Annotated in this window: 19 protein-coding genes and 1 riboswitch; of the genes, 9 read left to right on the top strand and 10 right to left on the bottom strand. The window is 64.4% G+C overall.

Going from position 1 to position 21,206, the window contains the following annotated elements; translation table 11 throughout:
• The first annotated feature begins 97 nt into the window (after window positions 1-97).
• Both groL and AB4Y77_RS17140 read left to right on the top strand, forming a co-directional pair.
• Complete coding sequence (gene groL / locus AB4Y77_RS17145; protein WP_311215051.1) at window positions 98-1,723, top strand: chaperonin GroEL; 1,626 nt, start codon at window positions 98-100, stop codon at window positions 1,721-1,723.
• 136 nt (window positions 1,724-1,859) lie between these two features.
• Window positions 1,860-3,002 (top strand): RNase H family protein, encoded by a 1,143-nt coding sequence (locus tag AB4Y77_RS17140; protein ID WP_442014748.1) that lies wholly within the window; start codon window positions 1,860-1,862, stop codon window positions 3,000-3,002.
• 105 nt (window positions 3,003-3,107) lie between these two features.
• Here AB4Y77_RS17140 and AB4Y77_RS17135 read toward each other — a convergent pair whose 3' ends face one another.
• From AB4Y77_RS17135 to AB4Y77_RS17120, 4 genes are all read right to left on the bottom strand, one after another.
• The gene (locus AB4Y77_RS17135) at window positions 3,108-3,398 is read right to left on the bottom strand and encodes a WXG100 family type VII secretion target (RefSeq protein WP_311215053.1); all 291 of its coding nucleotides are present in this window, start codon (window positions 3,396-3,398) and stop codon (window positions 3,108-3,110) included.
• A 154-nt stretch (window positions 3,399-3,552) separates the two neighbouring features.
• Entirely contained in the window at window positions 3,553-5,016 is a 1,464-nt protein-coding gene (locus tag AB4Y77_RS17130) for a sensor histidine kinase (RefSeq protein WP_442014747.1), read from the bottom strand.
• Between the two features lie 2 nt (window positions 5,017-5,018).
• Window positions 5,019-5,729: a response regulator transcription factor gene (locus AB4Y77_RS17125; RefSeq protein WP_089597209.1), complete on the bottom strand. Its 711-nt coding sequence runs from the start codon at window positions 5,727-5,729 to the stop codon at window positions 5,019-5,021.
• 100 nt (window positions 5,730-5,829) lie between these two features.
• Window positions 5,830-6,468, bottom strand: coding sequence for a LysE/ArgO family amino acid transporter (locus AB4Y77_RS17120; protein ID WP_442014746.1), 639 nt, complete (start codon window positions 6,466-6,468; stop codon window positions 5,830-5,832).
• A gap of 65 nt (window positions 6,469-6,533) precedes the next feature.
• Between AB4Y77_RS17120 and AB4Y77_RS17115 the strand changes: the two genes are divergently transcribed.
• Window positions 6,534-7,457, top strand: coding sequence for a LysR family transcriptional regulator ArgP (locus AB4Y77_RS17115; protein WP_442014745.1), 924 nt, complete (start codon window positions 6,534-6,536; stop codon window positions 7,455-7,457).
• A 69-nt stretch (window positions 7,458-7,526) separates the two neighbouring features.
• Complete coding sequence (locus AB4Y77_RS17110; protein ID WP_311215056.1) at window positions 7,527-7,751, top strand: hypothetical protein; 225 nt, start codon at window positions 7,527-7,529, stop codon at window positions 7,749-7,751.
• Window positions 7,752-7,768: 17 nt separating this feature from the next.
• On the opposite strand, the gene AB4Y77_RS17105 is transcribed toward AB4Y77_RS17110, so the two are convergent.
• The 5 genes from AB4Y77_RS17105 to AB4Y77_RS17085 form a co-directional block, all read right to left on the bottom strand.
• A complete protein-coding gene (locus AB4Y77_RS17105; RefSeq protein WP_442014744.1) occupies window positions 7,769-9,904 on the bottom strand; it encodes a multicopper oxidase family protein in 2,136 nt (711 codons plus the stop codon).
• 12 nt (window positions 9,905-9,916) lie between these two features.
• Window positions 9,917-10,390, bottom strand: a complete 474-nt coding sequence (locus tag AB4Y77_RS17100; RefSeq protein WP_311215058.1) for a hypothetical protein — start codon at window positions 10,388-10,390, stop codon at window positions 9,917-9,919.
• Between the two features lie 202 nt (window positions 10,391-10,592).
• Window positions 10,593-12,251, bottom strand: a complete 1,659-nt coding sequence (locus AB4Y77_RS17095) for a DNA repair helicase XPB (protein ID WP_311215059.1) — start codon at window positions 12,249-12,251, stop codon at window positions 10,593-10,595.
• Between the two features lie 13 nt (window positions 12,252-12,264).
• Window positions 12,265-14,730: a helicase-associated domain-containing protein gene (locus AB4Y77_RS17090; protein WP_442014743.1), complete on the bottom strand. Its 2,466-nt coding sequence runs from the start codon at window positions 14,728-14,730 to the stop codon at window positions 12,265-12,267.
• Window positions 14,731-14,798: 68 nt separating this feature from the next.
• A complete protein-coding gene (locus AB4Y77_RS17085; RefSeq protein ID WP_442014742.1) occupies window positions 14,799-15,014 on the bottom strand; it encodes a hypothetical protein in 216 nt (71 codons plus the stop codon).
• 238 nt (window positions 15,015-15,252) lie between these two features.
• On the opposite strand from AB4Y77_RS17085, the gene AB4Y77_RS17080 reads away from it, so the two are divergent.
• The 3 genes from AB4Y77_RS17080 to AB4Y77_RS17070 are packed head-to-tail and all read left to right on the top strand — an operon-like array spanning window position 15,253 to window position 17,607.
• Window positions 15,253-15,636 (top strand): cold-shock protein, encoded by a 384-nt coding sequence (locus AB4Y77_RS17080; RefSeq protein WP_089593906.1) that lies wholly within the window; start codon window positions 15,253-15,255, stop codon window positions 15,634-15,636.
• Between the two features lie 8 nt (window positions 15,637-15,644).
• The gene (locus AB4Y77_RS17075) at window positions 15,645-16,256 is read left to right on the top strand and encodes a DUF3027 domain-containing protein (protein WP_442014741.1); all 612 of its coding nucleotides are present in this window, start codon (window positions 15,645-15,647) and stop codon (window positions 16,254-16,256) included.
• Between the two features lie 43 nt (window positions 16,257-16,299).
• Window positions 16,300-17,607 carry an MFS transporter gene (locus AB4Y77_RS17070; protein ID WP_442014740.1) on the top strand — a complete coding sequence of 436 codons (1,308 nt, stop codon included), beginning with the start codon at window positions 16,300-16,302 and terminating at the stop codon, window positions 17,605-17,607.
• Between the two features lie 112 nt (window positions 17,608-17,719).
• Here the strand turns inward: AB4Y77_RS17070 and serC are convergent, their stop codons facing one another.
• Window positions 17,720-18,850 (bottom strand): phosphoserine transaminase, encoded by a 1,131-nt coding sequence (gene serC, locus AB4Y77_RS17065; RefSeq protein ID WP_311215064.1) that lies wholly within the window; start codon window positions 18,848-18,850, stop codon window positions 17,720-17,722.
• Window positions 18,851-19,142: 292 nt separating this feature from the next.
• Between serC and AB4Y77_RS17060 the strand changes: the two genes are divergently transcribed.
• Window positions 19,143-19,838 (top strand): metal-dependent transcriptional regulator, encoded by a 696-nt coding sequence (locus AB4Y77_RS17060; RefSeq protein WP_311215065.1) that lies wholly within the window; start codon window positions 19,143-19,145, stop codon window positions 19,836-19,838.
• 194 nt (window positions 19,839-20,032) lie between these two features.
• Window positions 20,033-20,262, top strand: a riboswitch (cyclic di-AMP (ydaO/yuaA leader).
• 6 nt (window positions 20,263-20,268) lie between these two features.
• Window positions 20,269-21,099, top strand: coding sequence for a M23 family metallopeptidase (locus tag AB4Y77_RS17055; protein ID WP_311215066.1), 831 nt, complete (start codon window positions 20,269-20,271; stop codon window positions 21,097-21,099).
• The last annotated feature ends 107 nt before the right edge of the window (window positions 21,100-21,206 follow it).

Raw genomic sequence — 21,206 nt, 5'->3', positions numbered from 1 at the left:
GGGGCATACAGAGGCCGCGGGCAAAGGACCGTCCGTCGCGGGCACCCCATCTGACAGGTACCTTCTTAACGACTGTCCCGAAAGGACTACCGCCGTTATGGCCAAGATCATTGCATTTGATGAAGAGGCACGCCGCGGCCTCGAGCGGGGCCTGAACATCCTCGCAGACGCCGTCAAGGTCACCCTCGGCCCGCGTGGACGCAACGTCGTCCTCGAAAAGAAGTGGGGCGCCCCCACGATCACCAACGATGGAGTTTCCATCGCCAAGGAGATCGAGCTGGACGACCCCTACGAGAAGATCGGTGCAGAACTGGTCAAGGAAGTTGCCAAGAAGACGGATGACGTCGCTGGCGACGGTACTACCACTGCAACCGTCCTCGCCCAGGCACTGGTGAAGGAAGGCCTGCGCAACGTTGCCGCCGGCGCCGACCCGCTGTCCCTCAAGCGCGGCATCGAGAAGGCTGTCGAGGCAGTCATCAGGGAACTGCTGGCCTCCGCCAAGGAGATCGAAACCAAGGAAGAGATCGCAGCTACTGCTTCCATCTCCGCCGGTGACCCGGAAATCGGCAGCCTCATCGCCGAAGCCCTGGACAAGGTGGGCAAGGAAGGCGTCATCACGGTCGAGGAATCCAACACCTTCGGCCTGGAGCTTGAGCTCACCGAGGGCATGCGCTTCGACAAGGGCTACATCTCCGCTTACTTCGTCACCGACGCAGAGCGCCAGGAAACGGTCCTCGAAGACCCGTACATCCTGATCGTCAACTCCAAGATCTCCAACGTGAAGGAACTCGTCACGGTTCTGGAGAAGGTCATGCAGTCCAACAAGCCGCTGCTGATCATCGCCGAAGACATCGAGGGCGAGGCCCTGGCCACGCTGATCGTCAACAAAATCCGTGGCACCTTCAAGTCCGTCGCCGTCAAGGCTCCGGGCTTCGGTGACCGCCGCAAGGCCCAGCTGGCCGACATCGCCATCCTCACCGGTGGCCAGGTCATCTCCGAAGAAGTTGGCCTCAAGCTCGAAAACGCCGGCCTGGAACTCCTCGGCACCGCCCGCAAGGTTGTTGTCACCAAGGATGAGACCACCATCGTTGAAGGTGCCGGCGACGCCGAGCAGATCGCCGGCCGCGTGGCCCAGATCCGCGCCGAGATCGAGAACTCCGACTCCGACTACGACCGCGAGAAGCTGCAGGAACGCCTGGCCAAGCTGGCCGGCGGCGTTGCAGTCATCAAGGCCGGTGCCGCAACCGAAGTTGAGCTCAAGGAACGCAAGCACCGCATTGAGGACGCAGTCCGCAACGCCAAGGCTGCTGTTGAAGAAGGCATCGTTGCCGGTGGTGGCGTAGCCCTCATCCAGGCCGGCGCCAAGGCATTCGCCAACCTCACCCTCCAGGGTGACGAAGCAACGGGTGCCAACATCGTCAAGGTTGCCATCGACGCTCCGCTGAAGCAGATCGCCTTCAACGCCGGCCTCGAGCCCGGCGTTGTGGTGGACAAGGTTCGCGGCCTGCCTTCGGGCCACGGCCTGAACGCTGCCACGGGTGTCTACGAAGACCTTCTGGCTGCTGGTGTGAACGACCCCGTAAAGGTCACCCGCTCGGCTCTCCAGAACGCTGCTTCCATCGCTGGTCTGTTCCTGACCACCGAGGCTGTAGTTGCCGACAAGCCTGAGAAGAACGCTCCGGCTGCCGGCGGCGACGACATGGGCGGCATGGGCGGCTTCTAAGCCCCCACGCTGTAGCAATACAGCGCCCAAGCGTCACGCTTTAGAGCAAACGACGGCGGTCCCCACCAGGTGGGGGCCGCCGTCTTGCTGTGCTAGCACGGATTCAGTGTCGGTGGGGTCTGGCAGGATTAAGGTCATGACAATTATTGCTGCCGCTGATGGGTCCGCCCTCGGCAATCCTGGGCCGGCCGGTTGGGCCTGGTACGTTGATGACTCCTGTTGGCGCGCAGGAGGTTGGCCGCACGGCACCAACAACCAGGGTGAACTCATGGCCGTCCTGGATCTGTTCCGTTCCACGGCACATGTGCCGGAGGAAGACCTGCTGATCCTTTGCGACAGCCAGTACGTCATCAACTGCATCAGCAAGTGGATGCCGGGATGGAAGCGCAAAGGCTGGCGCAAAGCCGACGGCAAGCCTGTGCTGAACGTGGACCTCCTCAAGGACATCGACCAGGCGATCGTGGGCCGCAAGTACAGGTTCGAATGGGTCAAGGGGCACGCCGGACATGACCTGAACGAGGCCGCCGATGAGCGTGCACGCGCCGCTGCAACGGCCTACCAGCAGGGTGTCGCGCACCGGAGCGGCCCAGGGTTCCCTGGCGCCCCTGGGAAGGGCGACGCGAAAGGGCGGCGGGACCAGGCACCGCTGGATGCCACGGTAAGCGCCCAGGGACCCGCTCAGGCGCAGCTGCAGGCGGATGCGCTGGTAGAAACCCACCCCCGGCTTGCAGAGCCCATTGTTGCAGGGGCAGCGGTTGTGGGGGCAACGCCCGCCTCCCTGGGATCGGCGAACGTTCCCAGAGCAACAGTTGGGTCCGCTCCATCGAAGGCCGAGCGCAGCTCCCGACCACATTTTGAGCCGACGCTCTTTGGAGAGTCCGGGATCTTTGGCCAGCCTGATCTCTTCAGCGAACTCGAGGATGCTTCCACCCAGGCGCTCTCCGCCGAGGAGACGGTGCTTGCCTTGGAGCGGGAACTGCTTCGGCCGGATGTTCGCGGTGACATTGGCAGGATCGGAGTGCTGCTCCATCCGGACTTCGCAGAGATCGGCAGCTCGGGACGGTTCTGGACCCGGGACGCCATGATGATGGCCTTGGAAGAGGATCCAGGCGAGCCCACTGACCTCGAGCTGCTCAGTGCCGACCGTCTCAGCGAGAACACCATCCTGCTGAACTATCGCAGCCTCGCCCACACGGGATCAGCCCTGCGCAGTTCAGTCTGGATGTTGGACCGTGGCCAATGGCGGCTCCGGTTCCACCAGGGGACTCTGGAGAGCTAGCGAAGCTGGAGCCCGGGGGACTCTATCCCGCAGACTCATGACCTGCAGGGCCGGCATGCACAGGGGGAAGACAGCCGGCCCCGCAGGAGCTCATGGGTGGGATGGTTAGTAGGCGAAGCGCTGGGTGTTTCCCTGCTCCACCTCGGAGTAACTCGCTGCGGCCGAGGACAGTGCCAGGTTGATGGAGGCGAGCGAGGCTTCAACTTTGCCCTGGGTAATGGACCATTCAAGGACCAAGGACCGGAAGTTGGTGGCGGCAGATCCACGCCACGTTGCCTCGAGTTCGTCCAGGCCCCGCTTCATGGTCAGCACATCAGAACTGATGCGATCTACGGTTCCTTTGACATTGGCCGACTTGAGCTGAAGCAACTCGGTGTCGACGGAAATGACGCTCATGGGTGGTGCCTTTCGACGAAGATGTTCCGCAGGTTGCGGTGGGATGCGTGGGCCACATCATTGAGCCTAGGCACCCGCCTGCAACCCTGGAACACACCTTCGCCGCTATGTGGACAACTGCCGGACGACACAGTTATGTGGACAACAGCGTGCGCTAGCTTGATACCAGCTCGGCCGGCTCCTCACGGAACGGAAGGCTGACCACCATGGTGGCCCCGCCGCCGTCGGTCTCCGTGACCCGCACGGTACCACCGTGGGAGCCCACGATGGCGGCAACAATAGCGAGACCCAGTCCGCTGCCACCCGTTTCCCGGGTGCGCGACGTATCCGCGCGATAGAACCGTTCGAAGATCTTGTTGGTTTCCTCATCCGGAATGCCGGGTCCGTGATCGCGGATCTCGATCACGGAGACTGACTCGGTGGGCGTTGTTCGAACACCGACAGCGAGCTCTATGGGGCTTCCTTCCGGCGTGTACCTCAAGGCATTGCCCACCAGGTTGCCAATGACCTGGCGCAGTTTGGCTTCGTCGCCCTGGACGGGAGCCGCGGTGGGGGAGGCGCTGTCGAGTCCTGTGAGCGTGATGCTGCGGTCCCCGAAGGATGCCTTGGTGTCCACCATGGCATCGTGTGCCAGGAGTTGCAGATCCACGGGCTTGAGTTGCAGCGGACGCTGCTCGTCCAATCGGGCCAGCATCAGCAGGTCCTCCACCATGGAGCCCATGCGCTTGGCTTCGCTTTCGATCCTGCCCATCGCCATCGCCACGTCCTCTTCCGTGGCCAAGGCGCCGTGACGATACAGCTCCGAGAAACCGCGGATGGTCACCAAAGGTGTGCGCAGTTCGTGGGAAGCATCGGCCGCGAAGCGACGCATACGTCCTTCGGAAGCGGCGCGGGCCGCAAAGGAGGCCTCAATGTGCGCGAGCATGGCGTTCAGGGAACCGCCGAGCCTGCCGACCTCAGTGTGGGGGTTATCGATGTCCACACGGCGGGAGAGGTCTCCCGCAGCGATGGCAGCGGCCGTCTTTTCCACCTTGGCCAAGGGCCGGAAGGACCGGGCCACCGTCCAGGTGGCAATGAAGAAGGCCAGTACCAGCGTCAACAGGCCAACGCCCACCACTACCAGGACAGCGTGCTCCATGACTTTGTCCACCGGGGTAAGCGGCAGCCCGATGATGACCACGCCATTTTGCCCGTTGGCCACCACGCCTACGGCAACTACACGCCAGTTGGTGCCTGCGGTGCCTTTGACCTGGAAGGGGGTATTGCCACGCTGTTTGGCCTCGGTCGAGGTGATGTTGGAGACTGCGGGACGGTCAGTCTGGCTGCCGCCGAAAGGGTAGGGATCAAGCCCGGGGACATACAGCGTCAGCGAGTAGTCGGTGGGCACAGCGGAGTCGTTGGGCGCGGTGGGGTTCGGCTGGGTCAACTTATCAAAGGACTGTTGGTCCTGCGCCAGCGCTACGGCGGCCTTGAGTTTGTCGTCCACCTGGCCCTGCAGGTAGCTCTTGACGAGCGTCAGCGTTCCCGCGCCCGTCGCCGCCAGGGCCAACAGGAGAAGGCCCATGATGATGGCGACGAGCTGCGACCGCAGGGACGCCGACTTCCACCGTTGCAGCAAGGTCAGCGCTTCTCTGCCGTTCGCAGCACGTAGCCCACGCCGCGCTTGGTCTGGATGAGGGCGGCGGCATCGGGATCGATGTCCACTTTTCGGCGCAGGTACGAAATGTAGGACTCAACGATCGAGGCGTCACCGTTGAAGTCGTATTCCCAGACGTGGTCCAGGATCTGGGCCTTGGAAAGTACCCGGTTGGGGTTCAGCATAAGGTAGCGCAGGAGCTTGAACTCGGTAGGGGACAGCTCGATGACGGTGCCGCCGCGGCGGACCTCGTGGGCGTCGTCGTCGAGTTCAAGGTCGTCGACACGGATCACGGCGTCGTCGTCTTCCAGCGGCTGCGTGCGGCGGAGGACGGCGCGGATGCGTGCCACCACTTCGTCGAGGCTGAACGGTTTGGTGACGTAGTCGTCCCCGCCCACGGTCAGGCCGGTGACCTTGTCCTCGGTGTCATCCTTCGCGGTCAGGAACAGGACGGGGAAGTGCTTGCCGGCCGCGCGGAGGCGGCGCGTCACCGTAAAACCATCCATGTCCGGGAGCATGACGTCCAGGACAGCGAGGTCCGGAGAGTGGAGATCGGCTGCGGCGAGGGCTTCGCGGCCATTGGACGCGGCAACGACCTCGAAACCTGCAAAACGCAGGGACGTGGAGAGCAGCTCGCGGATGTTGGGTTCGTCATCGACGACAAGGAGCTTGGCTTCGGGGCCGTTCTTTTTCATGACATCCATGATGCTCCCAGAAACTGGGAGTTCTCTGGATGCTGCATGTGAGCGGACTGCGTGGCTGGATGGGGCTCACGCCCCGCACGAACGCGGCACCTCAGGTACCCAACGCCAAGCCCGCGCCCAGCGCCACCATGGTCACGGCGATGCCGCCGTCCAGGAACCGCCACGACAGTGGTTTCGCGAAGAAGCCACGGAGAAAACGCGCGCCAAAGCCCAGCGAGCAGAACCAGAGGATGCTGCCCAGCATGGCACCGGCCCCAAACCACCACTGCAGGGGGGTACCCTGCGCGCTGGCGATCGAACCCAGCAGGGCGATGTCCAGATAGACGTGCGGATTGAGCCACGTCAGCGCCAGGACGGTGGTGACGGCCGCTGCGACGCCGCGTTTCGCGCCGCCGTCGTGGGTCGATTCGTTACTGGTCGTCAGGGTCTGGGGTCGGAGAGCGCGTCGTGCGGCCATGGTGCCGTACGTCACCAGGAAGGCGGCCCCCACATAGCGAAGAACGACGACGGCGGCCGGGGCTGCCGTAATAAGGGCGCCGGTGCCAAGGACGCCGGCAGCGATCAGCACGGCGTCGGACAATGCGCAGACCGCCACAACCTGAACAATGTGCTCGCCACGAATGCCCTGCCTCAGCACGAAGGCGTTCTGTGCGCCGATGGCGACGATGAGGGCCAGGCCTGTGGCAAGGCCGAGGCCTGCGGAATGGAGGAAGTCGGTATAAGTCACCATTTGAAACTACGGGCGGCCTTGCCTTTAGACCAGCTAATGATTCTGATGTGGCATAAGATTCTCTTATGCCACAGTTTCCTTCCGAACAGTTGCTGACCTTCGCCACCGTCCTCGCCGAGGGCACACTGGACTCCGCAGCACGCCTCCTGCACATCACGCCCTCCGCGGTGTCCCAGAGATTGAAGGCCTTGGAGCAGTCCGCGGGTCGTGTCCTGCTGCAGCGGAGCAATCCGGCCAAAGCCACCGAAGCAGGCGAGGTGGTTCTCCGCTTGGCCCGCCAGGTGGCCCAGCTCGAAGCGGATGCAGGAAGGGAGCTCGGGCTGGGTGCGGACGGGGCGCAGCTTGCCGTGCCGATCGTGGTCAACGCGGATTCGCTGGCCGTGTGGTTTCTACAGGCGCTGGCGGGCGTCCCCAAGGATCTCAACGTCACGTTCGACCTCCACCGGGACGACGAGCAGCACTCAACGTCCCTCCTTCGCTCGGGTACAGTCATGGCTGCGGTGACTGCGACCCCCGAGCCCGTGCAAGGGTGCCGTGTGGAAAGCCTGGGCGTCATGCGGTACAGGGCCGTCGCGGCGCCGGGCTATGTGGACCGGTGGTTCCCTGATTTCCCCCAAGGCCTGGACGGAGAGGCCCTCAACGCAGCCCCCACTGTGGATTTCGACCGTAAGGACACCTATCAGTGGGCCTTTGTGCAGTCGTGGCCGGGCGAAGCCGGAAAACCAGTGACGGAACGACGCGGGCCCCGCCACTATGTTCCGGCCTCCCACGATTTCGGTGACGCGATCCGGCTTGGCCTGGGCTGGGGGCTGATCCCGGAGGTCCAATGCGGACCCGATATTGCCGACGGCAGCCTCATTGAACTTGCCCCGGATAGGCCTTTCGATGTCCCGCTTTATTGGCAGCGATGGAAGACGGCTTCCAGGGTGTTGGACGTTCTCAGCGATACAGTGCGTGAAGTATCCGCGCGGTACCTCACCGCCGCCTGAATGCGATTAATTCCGAACACGCCCGGGGATGCTTCCAATAATGTCAGTGCCCCGTTCCACACTTTAAACATGGCAAACGCAGCAGCTCCAGTCAGCATTCACCAGCACCAGGACACGGTGGAAACCGAGTTCCATGTGACCTACCTTGACAGCGAAACCGGCAGGGTCAGGCGGGAGGACTTCCATGACCTCGCGGCCGCCGAGCGCTTCGCCAGTGCCCAGCTCCGTGACGAGGACTGCTGGGCCGTGGTGGACCACGTCACCGTCCAGAACACCCGCCGGATGGTTGCTTAGGCGCTGAACCGCCTGCACTATTCAGGCCGGTTCCCCGCATGGCCGCCATGGACAAACGGCGACGACACGCCTTGGTACTTCAGCAGCATCATCATTCCTTCGGCGGCATGATCCAGATTGTGGCAGTGGTCCATCCAGATCCCCGGGTTGTCAGCGTGGAGCAGCAGCTCCCACACTTCGCCGGGCAGCACGTCCACGGTGTCCAGGACAAGTGGCGACCCCGTGGGTGCCACACCGTTCCTGCTGAGCACTTGGACATGGTGTCCATGGGGATGCATGGGATGGGGGTCCGCGGTGCGGTTCACCACCGTCACTTTCACGGTGTCGCCCAGGGCTACATCGATGGACGGAACCAGTGGGTAAGCAGCCCCGTTCACCGTAAACGCGTATCGCGGTATGCCGTCAACAAAACGGAACTGCCGGTCCAGGACAACCACCTCTTCCCGGGTGAGGGTGGCTTCCTCCAGCCCTGACCCGGCCCTCGGTTCGCCATAGTCCAGCAGGTCGAGCACAGGGGTGGTGTTGAAGATCCCGGGAGGGGCCTTCTCAGGGACGGTGACGTCAGGGGAATCGGGCGGAGCTGCCACAACAACAGCGCTGGACGCGGAGTCGGAGCGAAGGGTCACGGGCCGGTCCGTCATGGTGAAGGCGATGTCCACCCTGCCACCGGCCCCCAGCCGCACCAGCTGGCCGGACACCTCCCCAGGCTGGTTCACCTCGGTTCCATCCACCGCCACCGCCTTGAAGGACGTACCCTCCACGAGGTAGCGCTGCGGCAGGGAATCGGTGTTGATGAGCCGCATCCTTACGCTCGATCCCAGCGCGGCCGAGTACGTACTCGTGCGGTCTGAGGAGCCCAGCAACCCCAGACCGCTGAGGTCGTGTCCGGCCACCACGATGTCCGTTTCTGCGCGGGACACGGTGGGATCGTGCACGACGAAGGTGCCGTAGAGGCCCTTGCGGACCCCCTCGGCTGAATCCTGGTGGGTGTGATACCAGTACGTGCCGGCTTGGGCGGCCGTAAAGCGATAGGTCATGGACTGCCCGGGCATCACGGCATCCTGGGTTGCGCCGGCTACTCCGTCCATGGCATTGGGAACGTCGTAGCCGTGCCAGTGCAGGGTGACGCCGGCAGTCACATCACGATTCTTGAGCTCCACCTCCATCACCTCGCCCAACGTCGCTTCCAACGCAGGGCCCGGAAGGCTGCCAAACGTCCAGGCTTCCGTGTGCTGACCGGACGGCAGCGTCACTTGCTCCACCCGGGCCGTGAGTTCGTAGCGCCTGACCGCGGGATTGGCAGGGGACTCGCCCAGCAGGCTGGTCACGGGCGTCGGATTCGCAACGGACGCGGCCTTGCCGCCCTCGTGATGCCCGACGGCGGCCGCGATCACCGCGCCGTCGGCTGACCGGCTCCCAAGCCAGGCGAAGACTCCGGAGCCCAAAGCGGTACACGCCATGAGCCCGGCAACTGCGGCAGCCGCCGTCGGACGCCTGCCCCATGGCGGAGCGCCGCTGGTGCGACCTTCAAGTCCTGCCGCAACGTCGCCCTCAACTCCACCCCCTGTCCGGTTGAGGCGGCGGGGCGTGAACAGCACGAGCTTGGCCAGCAGCACCGTCAACACCATCAGGGCCAATAGCACCGCGACGCTCCACGGTGCTGGGAAAGGTCCGAGGATGAACGTCAGGGCGAGCGAAGCCACGGCCGACGCCGCAGCCGCCACCACGGCCAGGACTGCCCACTCCCGGGCCCGGGCCGGGTGTTCCCGGGCCGGGTGTTCCCGGGCCGGGTGCGGCGGTGTTGTTCCCTCAGTAGTGGAGCCGGTGTTCCGCCTCCTCAGCAAGTACGGAACACCGGCCAGCGCGGCCCAAGCCGCGGGGATGGCGGTCAGAGGCAGGTTGATGGTTGTGCGTTCGCTGGCAAACCACCAACTGCCGGCCACCAAAGCAGGAAGTAAGGCATAACGCGCCACCGTCAATGCGACGGCGACACCCACCACCAGCACGCCCAGGCCGGCTGCCCGTGACGCGTCCACAGCGCGGTTGGTGGTGGACCTGGTTGAGGAAACAGTCAACCAAACAGCGGTGATCCAGGCGCCGGCCGCGAGGACGGACAACACCAGGTCAACCGCCAACAGCTGTGAGGTGGTCACAGCTGCCGCTGGTCAGGCTGTGGAGGGCGACGTTGAAGCATCCGTGGATGCAGCTTTGGGAGGCAGAGGTTGTGGGTTGAGGGCTGCCGCCCGGGCGCGGATGAACAGCCAGTACGACATGAAGATCATCATCACGCCGACGATGGGGTGGATTGAGACAACCCACGAACCTGCCGGGGTGATGAATTCCGGCGAAGAACCTGTCAGCATGCCGCCGATGATGAAAATGAACAACTGGAGCCACGTCAGCAGGAAAATGCCTGCGGCCAACCAGATCGTCCGGGATCCCACCCGGGCAATGGCAGCGACGATCGCGGCGAGCAGTGCTGAATATCGGAGTACGTACTGTCCGTTCACCGCGTGGTAGACGCCCGCTTCACGCTGGGCTTCGATGGTGTTCTGGAAATGGAAGTATCCGGCGAAGAACAGCTGTGCGAGTGCTGACAGCAGGACAATCGCGGAGAGGACCAGGAGGGCTTTGCGCATTGGGGAATCCTCTGGTGGAAAATTCTCAGATTCTTCTAGGCCTTCGAACCGCCGGCTCCCTGGCTGCGGGCTTCCCCCACCGCCGACGGCTGGCCGCCTGGATGCCTGGACCAGGGGCAACCATTAAGGGCGGAGAGCTTCACTTGGAATCGTAAAGTTGCTGGACATGAATAGCAAGGGTTTGCCGCTTCAGGCCGGGGCTTTACTGTTCCTGACCCACGTCGTTGCCCACGTCCTTGGCGTCCATGATCCGGTAGGCGTAACCCTGTTCGGCCAGGAAACGCTGCCGTTTGGCGGCGAAATCCTGGTCCAGGGTGTCGCGGGCTACCAATGAATAGAAGCGGGCAGCGCGGCCGTCCTGCTTGGGGCGCAGGAGCCGGCCCAGCCGCTGTGCCTCTTCCTGGCGTGAGCCGAAGGAGCCCGACACCTGGATGGCCACTGAGGCTTCGGGGAGGTCGATGGAGAAGTTGGCCACCTTGGACACCACCAACGTATGGATCTCACCCTTGCGGAAGGCATCAAAAAGTTTCTGCCGCGCCTTGACTGTGGTTTCGCCCTTGATCAGGGGAGCGTCCAAGCGTTCGGCGATCTCGTCCAACTGGTCGATGTACTGGCCGATCACCAGCAGCTGTTCGCCCTTGTGGACCGCTACGAGGTCTTCCACCAGCTTGGTCTTGGTTTCCGAGGTAGCGCAGAGCCTGTACTTATCCGCGTCGTCGGCCATGGCGTAAGCCACCCGTTCGTCGCGGGGCAGATCCACGCGGACTTCCACGCAGTCTGCAGGGGCGATGTAGCCCTGCGCTTCGATGTCTTTCCACGGTGCGTCGTACCGCTTGGGCCCAATGAGGCTGAAGACCTCGCCCTCCCGGCCGTCTTCCCGAACCAAGGTGGCCGTGAGGCCAAGGCGGCGCCGCGCCTGGAGGTCGGCGGTCATGCGGAAGATCGGGGCGGGCAGGAGGTGGACTTCGTCGTAGATGATGAGTCCCCAGTCGTGCCCGTCCACGAGCTCCAGGTGTGGGTAGAGCCCGCCACGCTTGGTGGTGAGGACCTGGTACGTGGCGATGGTGACAGGGCGGACTTCCTTGACGGCGCCGGAATATTCGCCGATCTCGTCTTCGGTCAGGGAGGTCCGCTTGAGCAGCTCATCCTTCCACTGACGGGCAGAGACGGTGTTGGTGACTAGGATCAGTGTGGTGGTGGAGGACGTCGCCATTGCGGCCGCACCCACCAGCGTCTTACCGGCACCGCAGGGGAGTACGACGACGCCGCTGCCGCCGGCCCAGAAGTTCTCCGTGGCCAGCTTTTGGTACGGGCGCAACTGCCAGCCGCTCTCGTTCAGCATGATGAGGTGGGGCTGCCCGTCCACGTACCCGGCCAGGTCTTCCGCCGGCCACCCAAGTTTGAGGAGCAGCTGCTTCAATTGGCCCCGCTGCGAGGAGTGCACCACCACCGTTTCGCCGTCGATTCTGGGCCCCAGCAGCGGAGCGATCTTCTTAGCACGGATGACTTCCTCCAACACGGGGTAGTCGTCGGTGCGCATCACCAAGCCGTGCTGGGCATCCTTTTCCAGGCGCAGCCGACCGTAGCGGGACATGGTCTCTGCGATGTCGATCAGCAGGGCGTGCGGCACGGGGAAGCGGGAGTACTTCAGCAGGGTGTCCAGCACCTGCTCGGCGTCCAGCCCCGCGGCCCGCGCGTTCCAGAGGCCCAGCGGTGTCAGCCGGTAACTGTGCATGTGCTCGGGGGCGCGTTCCAACTCTGCAAAGGCGGCAATGGCATGGCGTGCCTCGGTGGCGAGCTCGTGGTCCACTTCCAGCAGGATGGTCTTGTCACTTTGTACGATCAGCGGACCGTCGGTCACTGTTGAGTCCTTTTCACGAGCGCAGCTCTCCTGCGGGTTCCACATCGATGATCCGGTGGATGGAAAGCACCCGTTCGGTGTCCTTCGCGGGGTCGAACACCCTGACACGTCCACCGGAGACGGATACAGGAACAACGGTTTCGGTGTTGGCATTCCCCAAGCTGTCCACCACATTCATGGTGACGGCCTGTTTGAGTCGGATGGCGGTTTGCAGCGTCTCCAGGCCGAGCTGCGTGGACGCCTCGCCCGCCGCTTCGGACCGCACTCCGCGGTGCTGCCGAAGGACCGACAACTGTGCGTCAACGTCGTCGTCCGGGGGAGCCGTCCGCGGCGCGGTATAGACAGGGCGGGCACTGCCCGGCACCGCTGTTGTCCGTTTGAAACGCACGACGGCGGGCTCGGCCTCTTGCACGGCAGGGGAAAGTCCCAGCTCGCGCAGCACGCGGGCAGTTTCCCGGGGGCTGGCTGAGGACGTCAGGACAGTCGGGGCGATACGCACCAGGCTCAATGCCGACGTACGGGCCTCCCGCAACAGATCGGTGATGGCCGTTTCGTCATCGCTTTGGATGAAGCTGGCACTCGTGCCGATCCGCAGGCGGCCATGCCGGGACGCCGTGTCCTGGACGAGATACGCCAAGGGCTGGGGCACCTCCGTGGCCGAGTGCTCCCGGAGGAACGCCAACAGCGATTCCGCATCTTGTCCGGCGTCGAGCGCCCTGCGGATGGTGGCAGCCGAGAAACGGTAGATGGACGCAGGGCCCTGGCCCTCGGCGTCGGCCATCAACAGCAGTGTCTCGCTCAGCTCCGGCGCCAGGTAGCCGGGTGCCACGGCAGTGAGGTCGGCCTGCAGGAGAATGTGGTTCACCGCGGCGGGCAGATGCTCGCCGAGGATGGTCATGGCCTGTTCGGGTTGGGCGTCGGCAATAGCGGCACCCAACTGGGTCAAAGCGCCTGAACCCATCAGGCCAAGAAGCGTGGCTTCCTCAAGAATGCCGCGGACCAGTGAACTGAACCGCCGCGACATCCGCGGTTGCGACCATTCGGCCCGCTGCAGCACTGCCCTGGCATCCAGGACGGGCGCTTTGCCATCCGGTGCGGCGGCTTCCGCGGTGAGTTCATGCAGGATCTCTAGGACGCGTCGTCGGACCACCGGGGCATCAGGCCGCTGCGCTTCCGCGGACAACGCGTTGATGGTGGTACCGGCGGCGCCTTGATGGGAGGCCGACGACGCAGGACCGGTGAGAGGCTGGCCCACCAGGGAAGGTGCACGCTCGCTGGCCAGCCAGGCATTGACCAACCAAAGCCACTGTTCCTGCCGGGGGAGGTTGAGCCACTCCAGCGACGGTGGCTGCACCCAAGTGGAGCTGTCCACGTCCAGGCGGAGCAGCCCGGCCATGGCACACAACTCCAAGAGGACGGCGGTTTCATGGACGCCCATACGGATGGACTCGGCAAGGCGCCGCAGTTCGCGCACACCCACACCACCACTCCGGAGGGTGGCCAAGGGCTGCTCCCGCACAGCGAACAGGAGTTCACCGGTCAGCCGCAGGATCTCCGCGATGGCCCCCATGGCAGCGTTGCGCCGCAGGGCAGCGCTGGTGTGGCCCAGCTCCGGAACCGGCGGCGACAACGTGAAGTCATCCACAATGGCGCCGCCGCGCAGCGCAAGGCCCACACTGTGGGGGAGCTCCACGTGGCCGGCGTCCAAGGGGACCAGCAAGCCGCGCGCCAACAGCCAGTCGATAGGCCCGACGTCGTGACTTTCGTGGGTGACGGAGGCCCGCCGCTGAGCCTGGGGTACTGCGCCCATGGCCCAGCTGCCGAACTTGTCCAGGAGGCCAACGGTCCGCTCCGGTGCCGTTGCCAGGATGGAGCGCAGGCTTTCCGGTGTGGAGGTCCAGCGCTGGAGCGCAAGGGCAGCATCCATGGGGGTGCTGGCAGGGTGGATGCCGGCACCGCTCTGGTGGAGTTCGGCCACCAACTGCACAACACGCTGGGCAAAGGCGGGCTGCAGCCGCACCAATTCCGTGTAGCTCCTGCCCAGTCCTGCCGGATATATGCCGATGACGTCCTTGAGGCTGCCCACCGGAAGGTAGAAGCGCTGGCGCGAGGAGGTGGCCGGTGCGCCAGCGGGTGGGTCCGCCCGATGGACGAGTGCCAGATCCTGCAATTTGGCGAGGATCGGGTCCAGCGCCGAAAGAGTGGACCCGGCAATGACCTTCTTCAGGCCGGCTGCGGAGATGCTGTGGCCGGTATCGGCGTTGGTGCAGAGATGGAGTGTTTCAAGGACCTGCATCTCAGGTTTGTTCAGGCGTTCCAAGGCCCGCTGCACACTGACGCGGGCGCTCGCCCTGGCAGCCAGGGCCGCGAAGTCGGGGGCCATGGGGGAGATCAGGTCCGGTCGCGCAGCAAACAAGGCCCGCAGCGAATCGTCGCTGCGCGCTTCCAGTTCCTTGCTGAGCGCGCGTATGAGGGACATCAATCCAACGTTACCGCCCCCGGGCCGTTGCTGCCTGTCAGCAGGTCAGCTGGTTGTCAGTGGGGCGGTTATTGCCGGCGGCGCTGGCGGACAGCGTCCAGCACCAGGACCACCGCGAGCATGAAGGCTACGGGCAGCCCGTAAAGGGCAGTCGACGTAATCCACGCCGGGGCCGTTCCGCTGTTGTAAGCGATCGCCATGACGGCGCCGACGGAGGCCAAGGAGGCCACCGCAATCACTGCGGCGATGATCATGAGGGGGCGGCGGTAACCCGGGGAAGTCATGTCCCCAACGCTAGCAGCAGCGCCGGAATGGGAGGTATTGCTGCGTCGAGGCCGCCCTTTCGGAACGGCTCCGGCCCTCTGTGATCGCGGCAAGGCGGGAATAGCGGGCCGGGCAGGATAACCTTGAAGGAACAGACCAACACGGACCGGGCTGTCACCCTCGATCCCGCAGAACCCTGCGGATGCGGTGTTTGGCCCGGCGTGTCTCCCAGAGCAAGAAACGAAGAAGGTTGATTACGTGCCTACCGGCAAGGTCAAGTGGTATGACAAGGAAAAAGGCTTCGGATTCCTCGCGGCTGAGGACGGCCAGGAAGTATTCCTGCCCAAGACGTCCCTGCCTGCGGGCGTAACGGAGCTCAAAGCTGGAACCCGCGTGGAGTTCGGTGTGGCAGACGGCCGCCGCGGAGCACAGGCACTGGGGTTGCGCGTCCTGGAAAAGACGCCTTCCCTTGCCAAGGCCAAGCGGATGAACGCCAAGGACCTCGCCCCCATGGTGCAGGACCTGGTGACTGTTCTGGACAATCTCTCCGGCTCGTTGTCCTCCGGCAAATACCCGGACGGCAACAAGGCCAAGGCCATCAGCCTGGCGCTGCGCAAGGTTGCCGACGAGCTGGAAGCCTAGGACTGGCCATGACATCGGAATCCGCACAGGAAACAAAGGCCGGAAGGGGCGCCCAGGCAAACCCTGCAGCCGGTCCTGACGCTGCCCAGGCTCCTGGCATCGGGGAAGCCCCCGCGCGGAAGCCGGTTGCCGACAGGCCGCGTGCCGGTTTGCCCGTGTGGCGCATCGGCAAGCCGGACGCCTTCCTCGCTGCCGCCGTCGAGGTTGCCCGTGAGGCAGTGGAGGGCATTGCCAGCCCCGGCGAAGTCGGGGCACACCTCGGTGCCAAGTCCGAGGGCGACCGTGTGGTGACCCACCTGTTTGAATCCAGGCTTGCCGGCTACGGTGGGTGGCAGTGGTATGCCGTGGTGACCCGCAATTCACGGTCCAAGATTGTCACCGTGAGCGAACTTGGCCTGCTGCCCTCCGAAGACTCCATCCTGGCGCCCGAATGGGTGCCGTGGGCCAAGCGTGTCCGCCCTGAGGACGAGACACCGTTGGTGGAGGAAACCGTGGGGGATGTCACGGAAGAGTCCGTGCAGGCCGACGAAGACGAGGCGACTGAGTCCGCTGAGGATGCCGGGGACGCGGACGAGTCCGAAGACTCCGACGAGGACTACGACGAAGCCGGGGCTGAATAAGCATTGCGGAAACCCGGGGTGACCAGAGTGGAGGCGGACGCTGATGTCCACCTTTAGGTCACTCGGAATCCTCAATTACCGCATCTGGTTCTTCGGTGCCCTGATCTCCAACATCGGCACGTGGATGCAACGTACCGCGCAGGACTGGTTGGTCTTTGACCACCTGACCGCGCACGACGCCGGAGCCATGGGTATTACCTTGGCCCTCCAACTGGGTCCCCAGCTGTTCCTCGCCCCTTGGGCAGGGCTGCTGGCCGACCGCTACAGCCGGCGGAAACTGCTCCTCATCACCTTGGTAGCCATGGCGCTCCTGAGCACGGGCCTGGGCATCCTGGTGTTGCTGGGGGTGGCTGAACTGTGGCACGTCTATGTCTTCGCGTTGCTGCTGGGCATCGTGACGGCCTTGGACGCTCCCGTCCGCCAGACTTTCGTCTCCGAGCTGGTGACCGACGAATACCTGCCCAACGCAGTAGCCCTCAACAGTGCCTCCTTCAATGTGGCACGGATGATCGGACCGGCCGTGTCCGGTGTGCTGACGGTGCTGGTGGGTCCCGGCTGGGTGTTCCTGATCAACACTGTGTCCTTTGTTGCCATGCTCTGGGCGCTGAAGCTCATTCCGGCGTCCTCGCTTCGAGTCCAGCCCCGGGCAGCCGCGGGCAAAGGGCGGATCCGTGAGGGCCTCCGCTACGTCCGCAACAGACCCGATATCCAGGTGGTTCTGGCAGCCGTCTTCATTGTGGGCACGTTCGGACTGAACTTTCCCCTCTTCATTGCCGCGATGGTGGGCACCCAGTTCGGGATGGATGCCGGAGCCTTCGGGCTGCTGAACTCGGTCATGGCCATCGGATCCGTGACCGGCGCCCTGCTGGCTGCCCGACGCGGACGGCCACGCCTGCGTCTGATCTTCATTGCCGCAGGTGGATTCGGCGTCGCCAGCGCGTTGGCGGCCCTGGCCCCCAATGCCACGCTCTTTGGCTTGGCCCTGGTTCCCTGCGGCCTGTTCGCCCTGACCCTGATCACCAGCGCCAACGGCTACGTGCAGTCCACCACCGAGGCTGTCATGCGCGGGCGGGTCATGGCCCTGTATATGGCGATCTTCATGGGTGGCACCCCGATTGGAGCGCCGCTGGTGGGGTGGGTGGCCAACGTTGGCGGGCCGCGGTGGGCCGTGGGCGTTGCAGCGTTGGCCGGCGTCAGCGCCGCCGTCGTGGGTTTGGCCTGGATCATCCGCGCCAAGCAGTTGCGCCTCCGCTTCGACCGCCGCGCCAGTGGCCTGCGGCATTTCCGGGTGGAGTCGTTGCTGGCCCGTCCGGTCACCGAGGACGACGACGGCCCGGGGCTGGTTCGCTAAGCGGGCTCTCGTGGGTGGCGGCTTAGTCGTCGTGGCTTAACAGGCAGCGGCGTTAAACGGCAGCGGCGCCGTCCGGAACTTTCCGAACGACGCCGACTGGCAGCCTGTGGTGCTACTTCTTCAGTTCGCCCACCACGTAGTCGATGCTGGCGAGCAGGGCGGAAACGTCGTCCGGCTCGATGGCGACGAACGTCGCGATGCGCAGCTGGTTGCGGCCGAGCTTGCGGTAAGGCTCGGTGTCCACCACGCCATTGGCGCGCAGGACCTTGGCGATGGCTGCGGCGTCAATGGAGTCGTCGAAGTCGATGGTAGCGATGACGTTGGAGCGGTCTTCGGCGTTCGTGACGAACGGCGTTGCGTACTCCGAGGCCTCGGCCCAGGAGTAGATGCGGTTGGCGGAGTCCGCCGTGCGCTTGCTGGCGAAGTCCAGGCCACCGTTGCTGTTGAGCCACTGCACCTGGGCGTCCAAGGTGACCAACGTGGACAGGGAAGGCGTGTTGTACGTCTGGTTCAGCTTGGAGTTGTCGATGGCCGTCTGCAGGTCCAGGAAGTCCGGGATCCAGCGGCCGCTGGCCTTGATCCGTGCCGCACGCTCCAGGGCGGCGGGGGAGAAGAGGCCCAGCCAGAGACCACCGTCGGAGGCGAAGTTCTTCTGCGGGGCGAAGTAGTAGACGTCGGACTCGGCGACGTCGACATCCAGGCCGCCGGCAGCGGACGTCGCGTCCACCAGGATCAAGGAGCCGTCGTCGGCGCCCTGGACACGCTTGACGGGAGCCGCAACACCCGTGGAGGTCTCGTTCTGGGGCCAGGCGTAAACGTCAACGCCGGCTTCGGCCTGCGACACCGGGCGGGTGCCAGGCTCGGCCTTGATGATCGAGGAGGCATCAAGGAACGGCGCCTTGTTGGTGGCAGCAGCGAACTTCGAACCGAACTCGCCGAACGAGAGGTGCTGGGCCTTCTTCTCCACCAGGCCGAATGCGGCGACATCCCAGAATGCCGTGGATCCGCCGACGCCGAGGACAACTTCATATCCTTCGGGCGCACGGAAGAACTGGCTGAGGCCTTCCCGGACCGAACCCACAAGGTTCTTGACCGGAGCCTGGCGGTGGGACGTGCCGAGAATGGTGGACGACGCGGCAGACAAGGCCTCGATCTGTTCCGGACGGACCTTGGACGGTCCAGCGCCGAAGCGGCCGTCCTTGGGCAGCAGATCGGCGGGAATGGTGATGCTGTTGTCGCTCACGTGTGGCTCCAATGGGTATCGGCTAGAGATGGGTCGTGGCAGGTGGCATTATCTGCCCCTTCGACACCCCAATTCTGCCTGACCGGGCGCGGAGGCAGGAACACGTGGCCGTCATAGTCCGCCACGTGGAACGCCGGCCAACCATATGCGACCGGAATTATCCAGAGTAATTCCAAATAAGCTAGGCTGGTGGTTGGCGTTCATGGGGCGGCGGTGCACACCGTCCACCCGGCAAGGGACGCGGTACGGTGGAGATTACGCAAGGAACTGCGTTCGAGGAGAGCTGAGCTGGATGACGGATCTGATCGATACCACTGAGATGTATCTTCGGACCATTTTGGAGCTTGAAGAAGAAAACATTGTGGCTCTCAGGGCCCGCATCGCCGAGCGGCTGCGGCACTCCGGACCCACTGTTTCCCAGACCATCGGACGCATGGAGCGCGACGGCCTGGTGATTGTTTCCAACGACCGCCACCTGGAATTGACCGAGGTGGGGCGGAAGCGCGCCACCGAGGTCATGCGAAAGCACCGCCTCGCCGAGCGTCTCCTGGCTGATGTCATTGGCTTGGATTGGGCCTACGTCCACGACGAAGCATGTCGCTGGGAACACGTGATGAGCGAGCGTGTGGAGCGCCGGCTCTACGAACTCCTGGAACACCCCACCGAATCCCCGTATGGCAACCCCATCCCGGGCCTTGAAGCGCTCGGTGGACTTGCCAGCCAACCGTTCCCCCGCCTCGACGTCAACCTCCTGCAGGCCATGGACGGCTATGCGCCGAATTCCCGCGTGGCGGTCACCCGTTTGGCGGAGCCCATCCAGGTTGAGCCTGAACTCCTCACCCAGTTGGATGAGGGCGGTATCCGCCCCGGCGCGGCCGTCTCGCTGGAGCGTGTGGGAGAGTACATTTCCGTCCGGGTCCCCGGCATCGAGGGTGCACTGGAACTTCCGCCCGAGGTGGCGGCGCACGTCTTCGTCTCCGTCAGCTGACGCCCCCTTCCCTTCACGCGGTGTCATATCTCACTTTCGAGCTGTTGGCGCGCGTGTGACCTGCGGTTTTTCAGGATTAGTGATAAGGGACCGCCGCGCCATGCCTGTTCCTGTTGATAACGAATTTATTACTGCGGGGCTTAATCGCCTATAGTTATCTACTAGCGCTGATACCAAAGCGTTACCTGTTCCGGAGCCGAGCTCTGCCAGCGGAACAGGTGTGTCATCCACCACTGGCAGAGGCGGGGGAACCACAAGCGGCTGTCTAAAGAAGCAGCCTTGGGGTGAAGTCCGCAGCAGAAGTGCCCATTGACGCAAGTCCCTCCTGGGATACCTGTGTGCCGTGAGCGCTTCGTGCGGACCGGGTCTTTGAACTCTCTGACCCGAATCCGACAGCTAACTTCGCAGGCTTTTCAGAGAGGAACAGAGTTTGACAACGCAGAACGTCAGGGGCCGCCGCCGCGCGTCCGGCCCCGCTGCTGAGCTGCGGCCAGCCCGCGTCGTATCGGAGATCCGGCCACGCGACACCGAACGCCAGGTGCGTCGCCGTAAGAGCCCGTTGCGCCAGGTTGCCGACTTCGCCGCAGCCAGTGGCGTCGGGCAAAAGGCCGGAGTTGCGCTTGCCGCCACCGGACTTGCCCTGACTGTCGGTCTGCCGGCCACGAGCCCGGTCATGGCCACCTCGGAATCCGGCCAGACCGAGTCGGCCCTGGCCGTCACCGGTGGCAGCCAGCCCGAGGTTTCGGCCGCTGCATCAGCCAAGATCGATTTCAGCCGTGCCGCAGTAGCTACCGCAGCCGACCCCGACGGCAAGCTGAAGCAACTGCTCAGCGCGCAGTCCGCCGGCAGCATCCAGCGCGCCTCGTCCACAGGCACCATGGCCAGCCCCCTGGACACCCTGACGACGGCTTCCCCGTTCGGCTACCGCGTCAGCCCCCTCACGGGTGGTTCCGGCGACTTCCACCGCGGCCAGGACTTCGTGGCCCAGTGCGGCACCGCCGTCCATGCCGCGGCCAGTGGCAAGGTCACCTTTGCCGGATGGCACGAGTACGGCGGAGGCAACCGCGTTGTGGTAGACCACGGCAACGGCCTGGAGACCACGTACAACCACCTGTCGTCCTTCACCGTTAAAGTAGGCCAGACGGTAAGCCGCGGCGACACTGTGGCGCTGAGCGGCACCACGGGCGCCTCCACAGGCTGCCACCTCCACTTTGAAGTACAGGTCAACGGTGAAGTCGTTGACCCCATGGGCTGGCTCTAAGTACAGTTGATGGTTGTCTCTCGCATTCGTGACACACCCCGTGACCTGAATGTGACATTCGCGTTCAACTGTTGTACCGTACAAAGCGCATCGGCTTTTTAGGGGGC

Origin of the sequence: Paenarthrobacter sp. YAF11_1, from assembly GCF_052113445.1 — a bacterium.
Classification (GTDB): Bacteria; Actinomycetota; Actinomycetes; order Actinomycetales; family Micrococcaceae; genus Arthrobacter.
The sequence above is the reverse complement of the archived record's forward strand: the minus strand, read 5'-3'. Positions and strand labels throughout refer to the sequence as shown.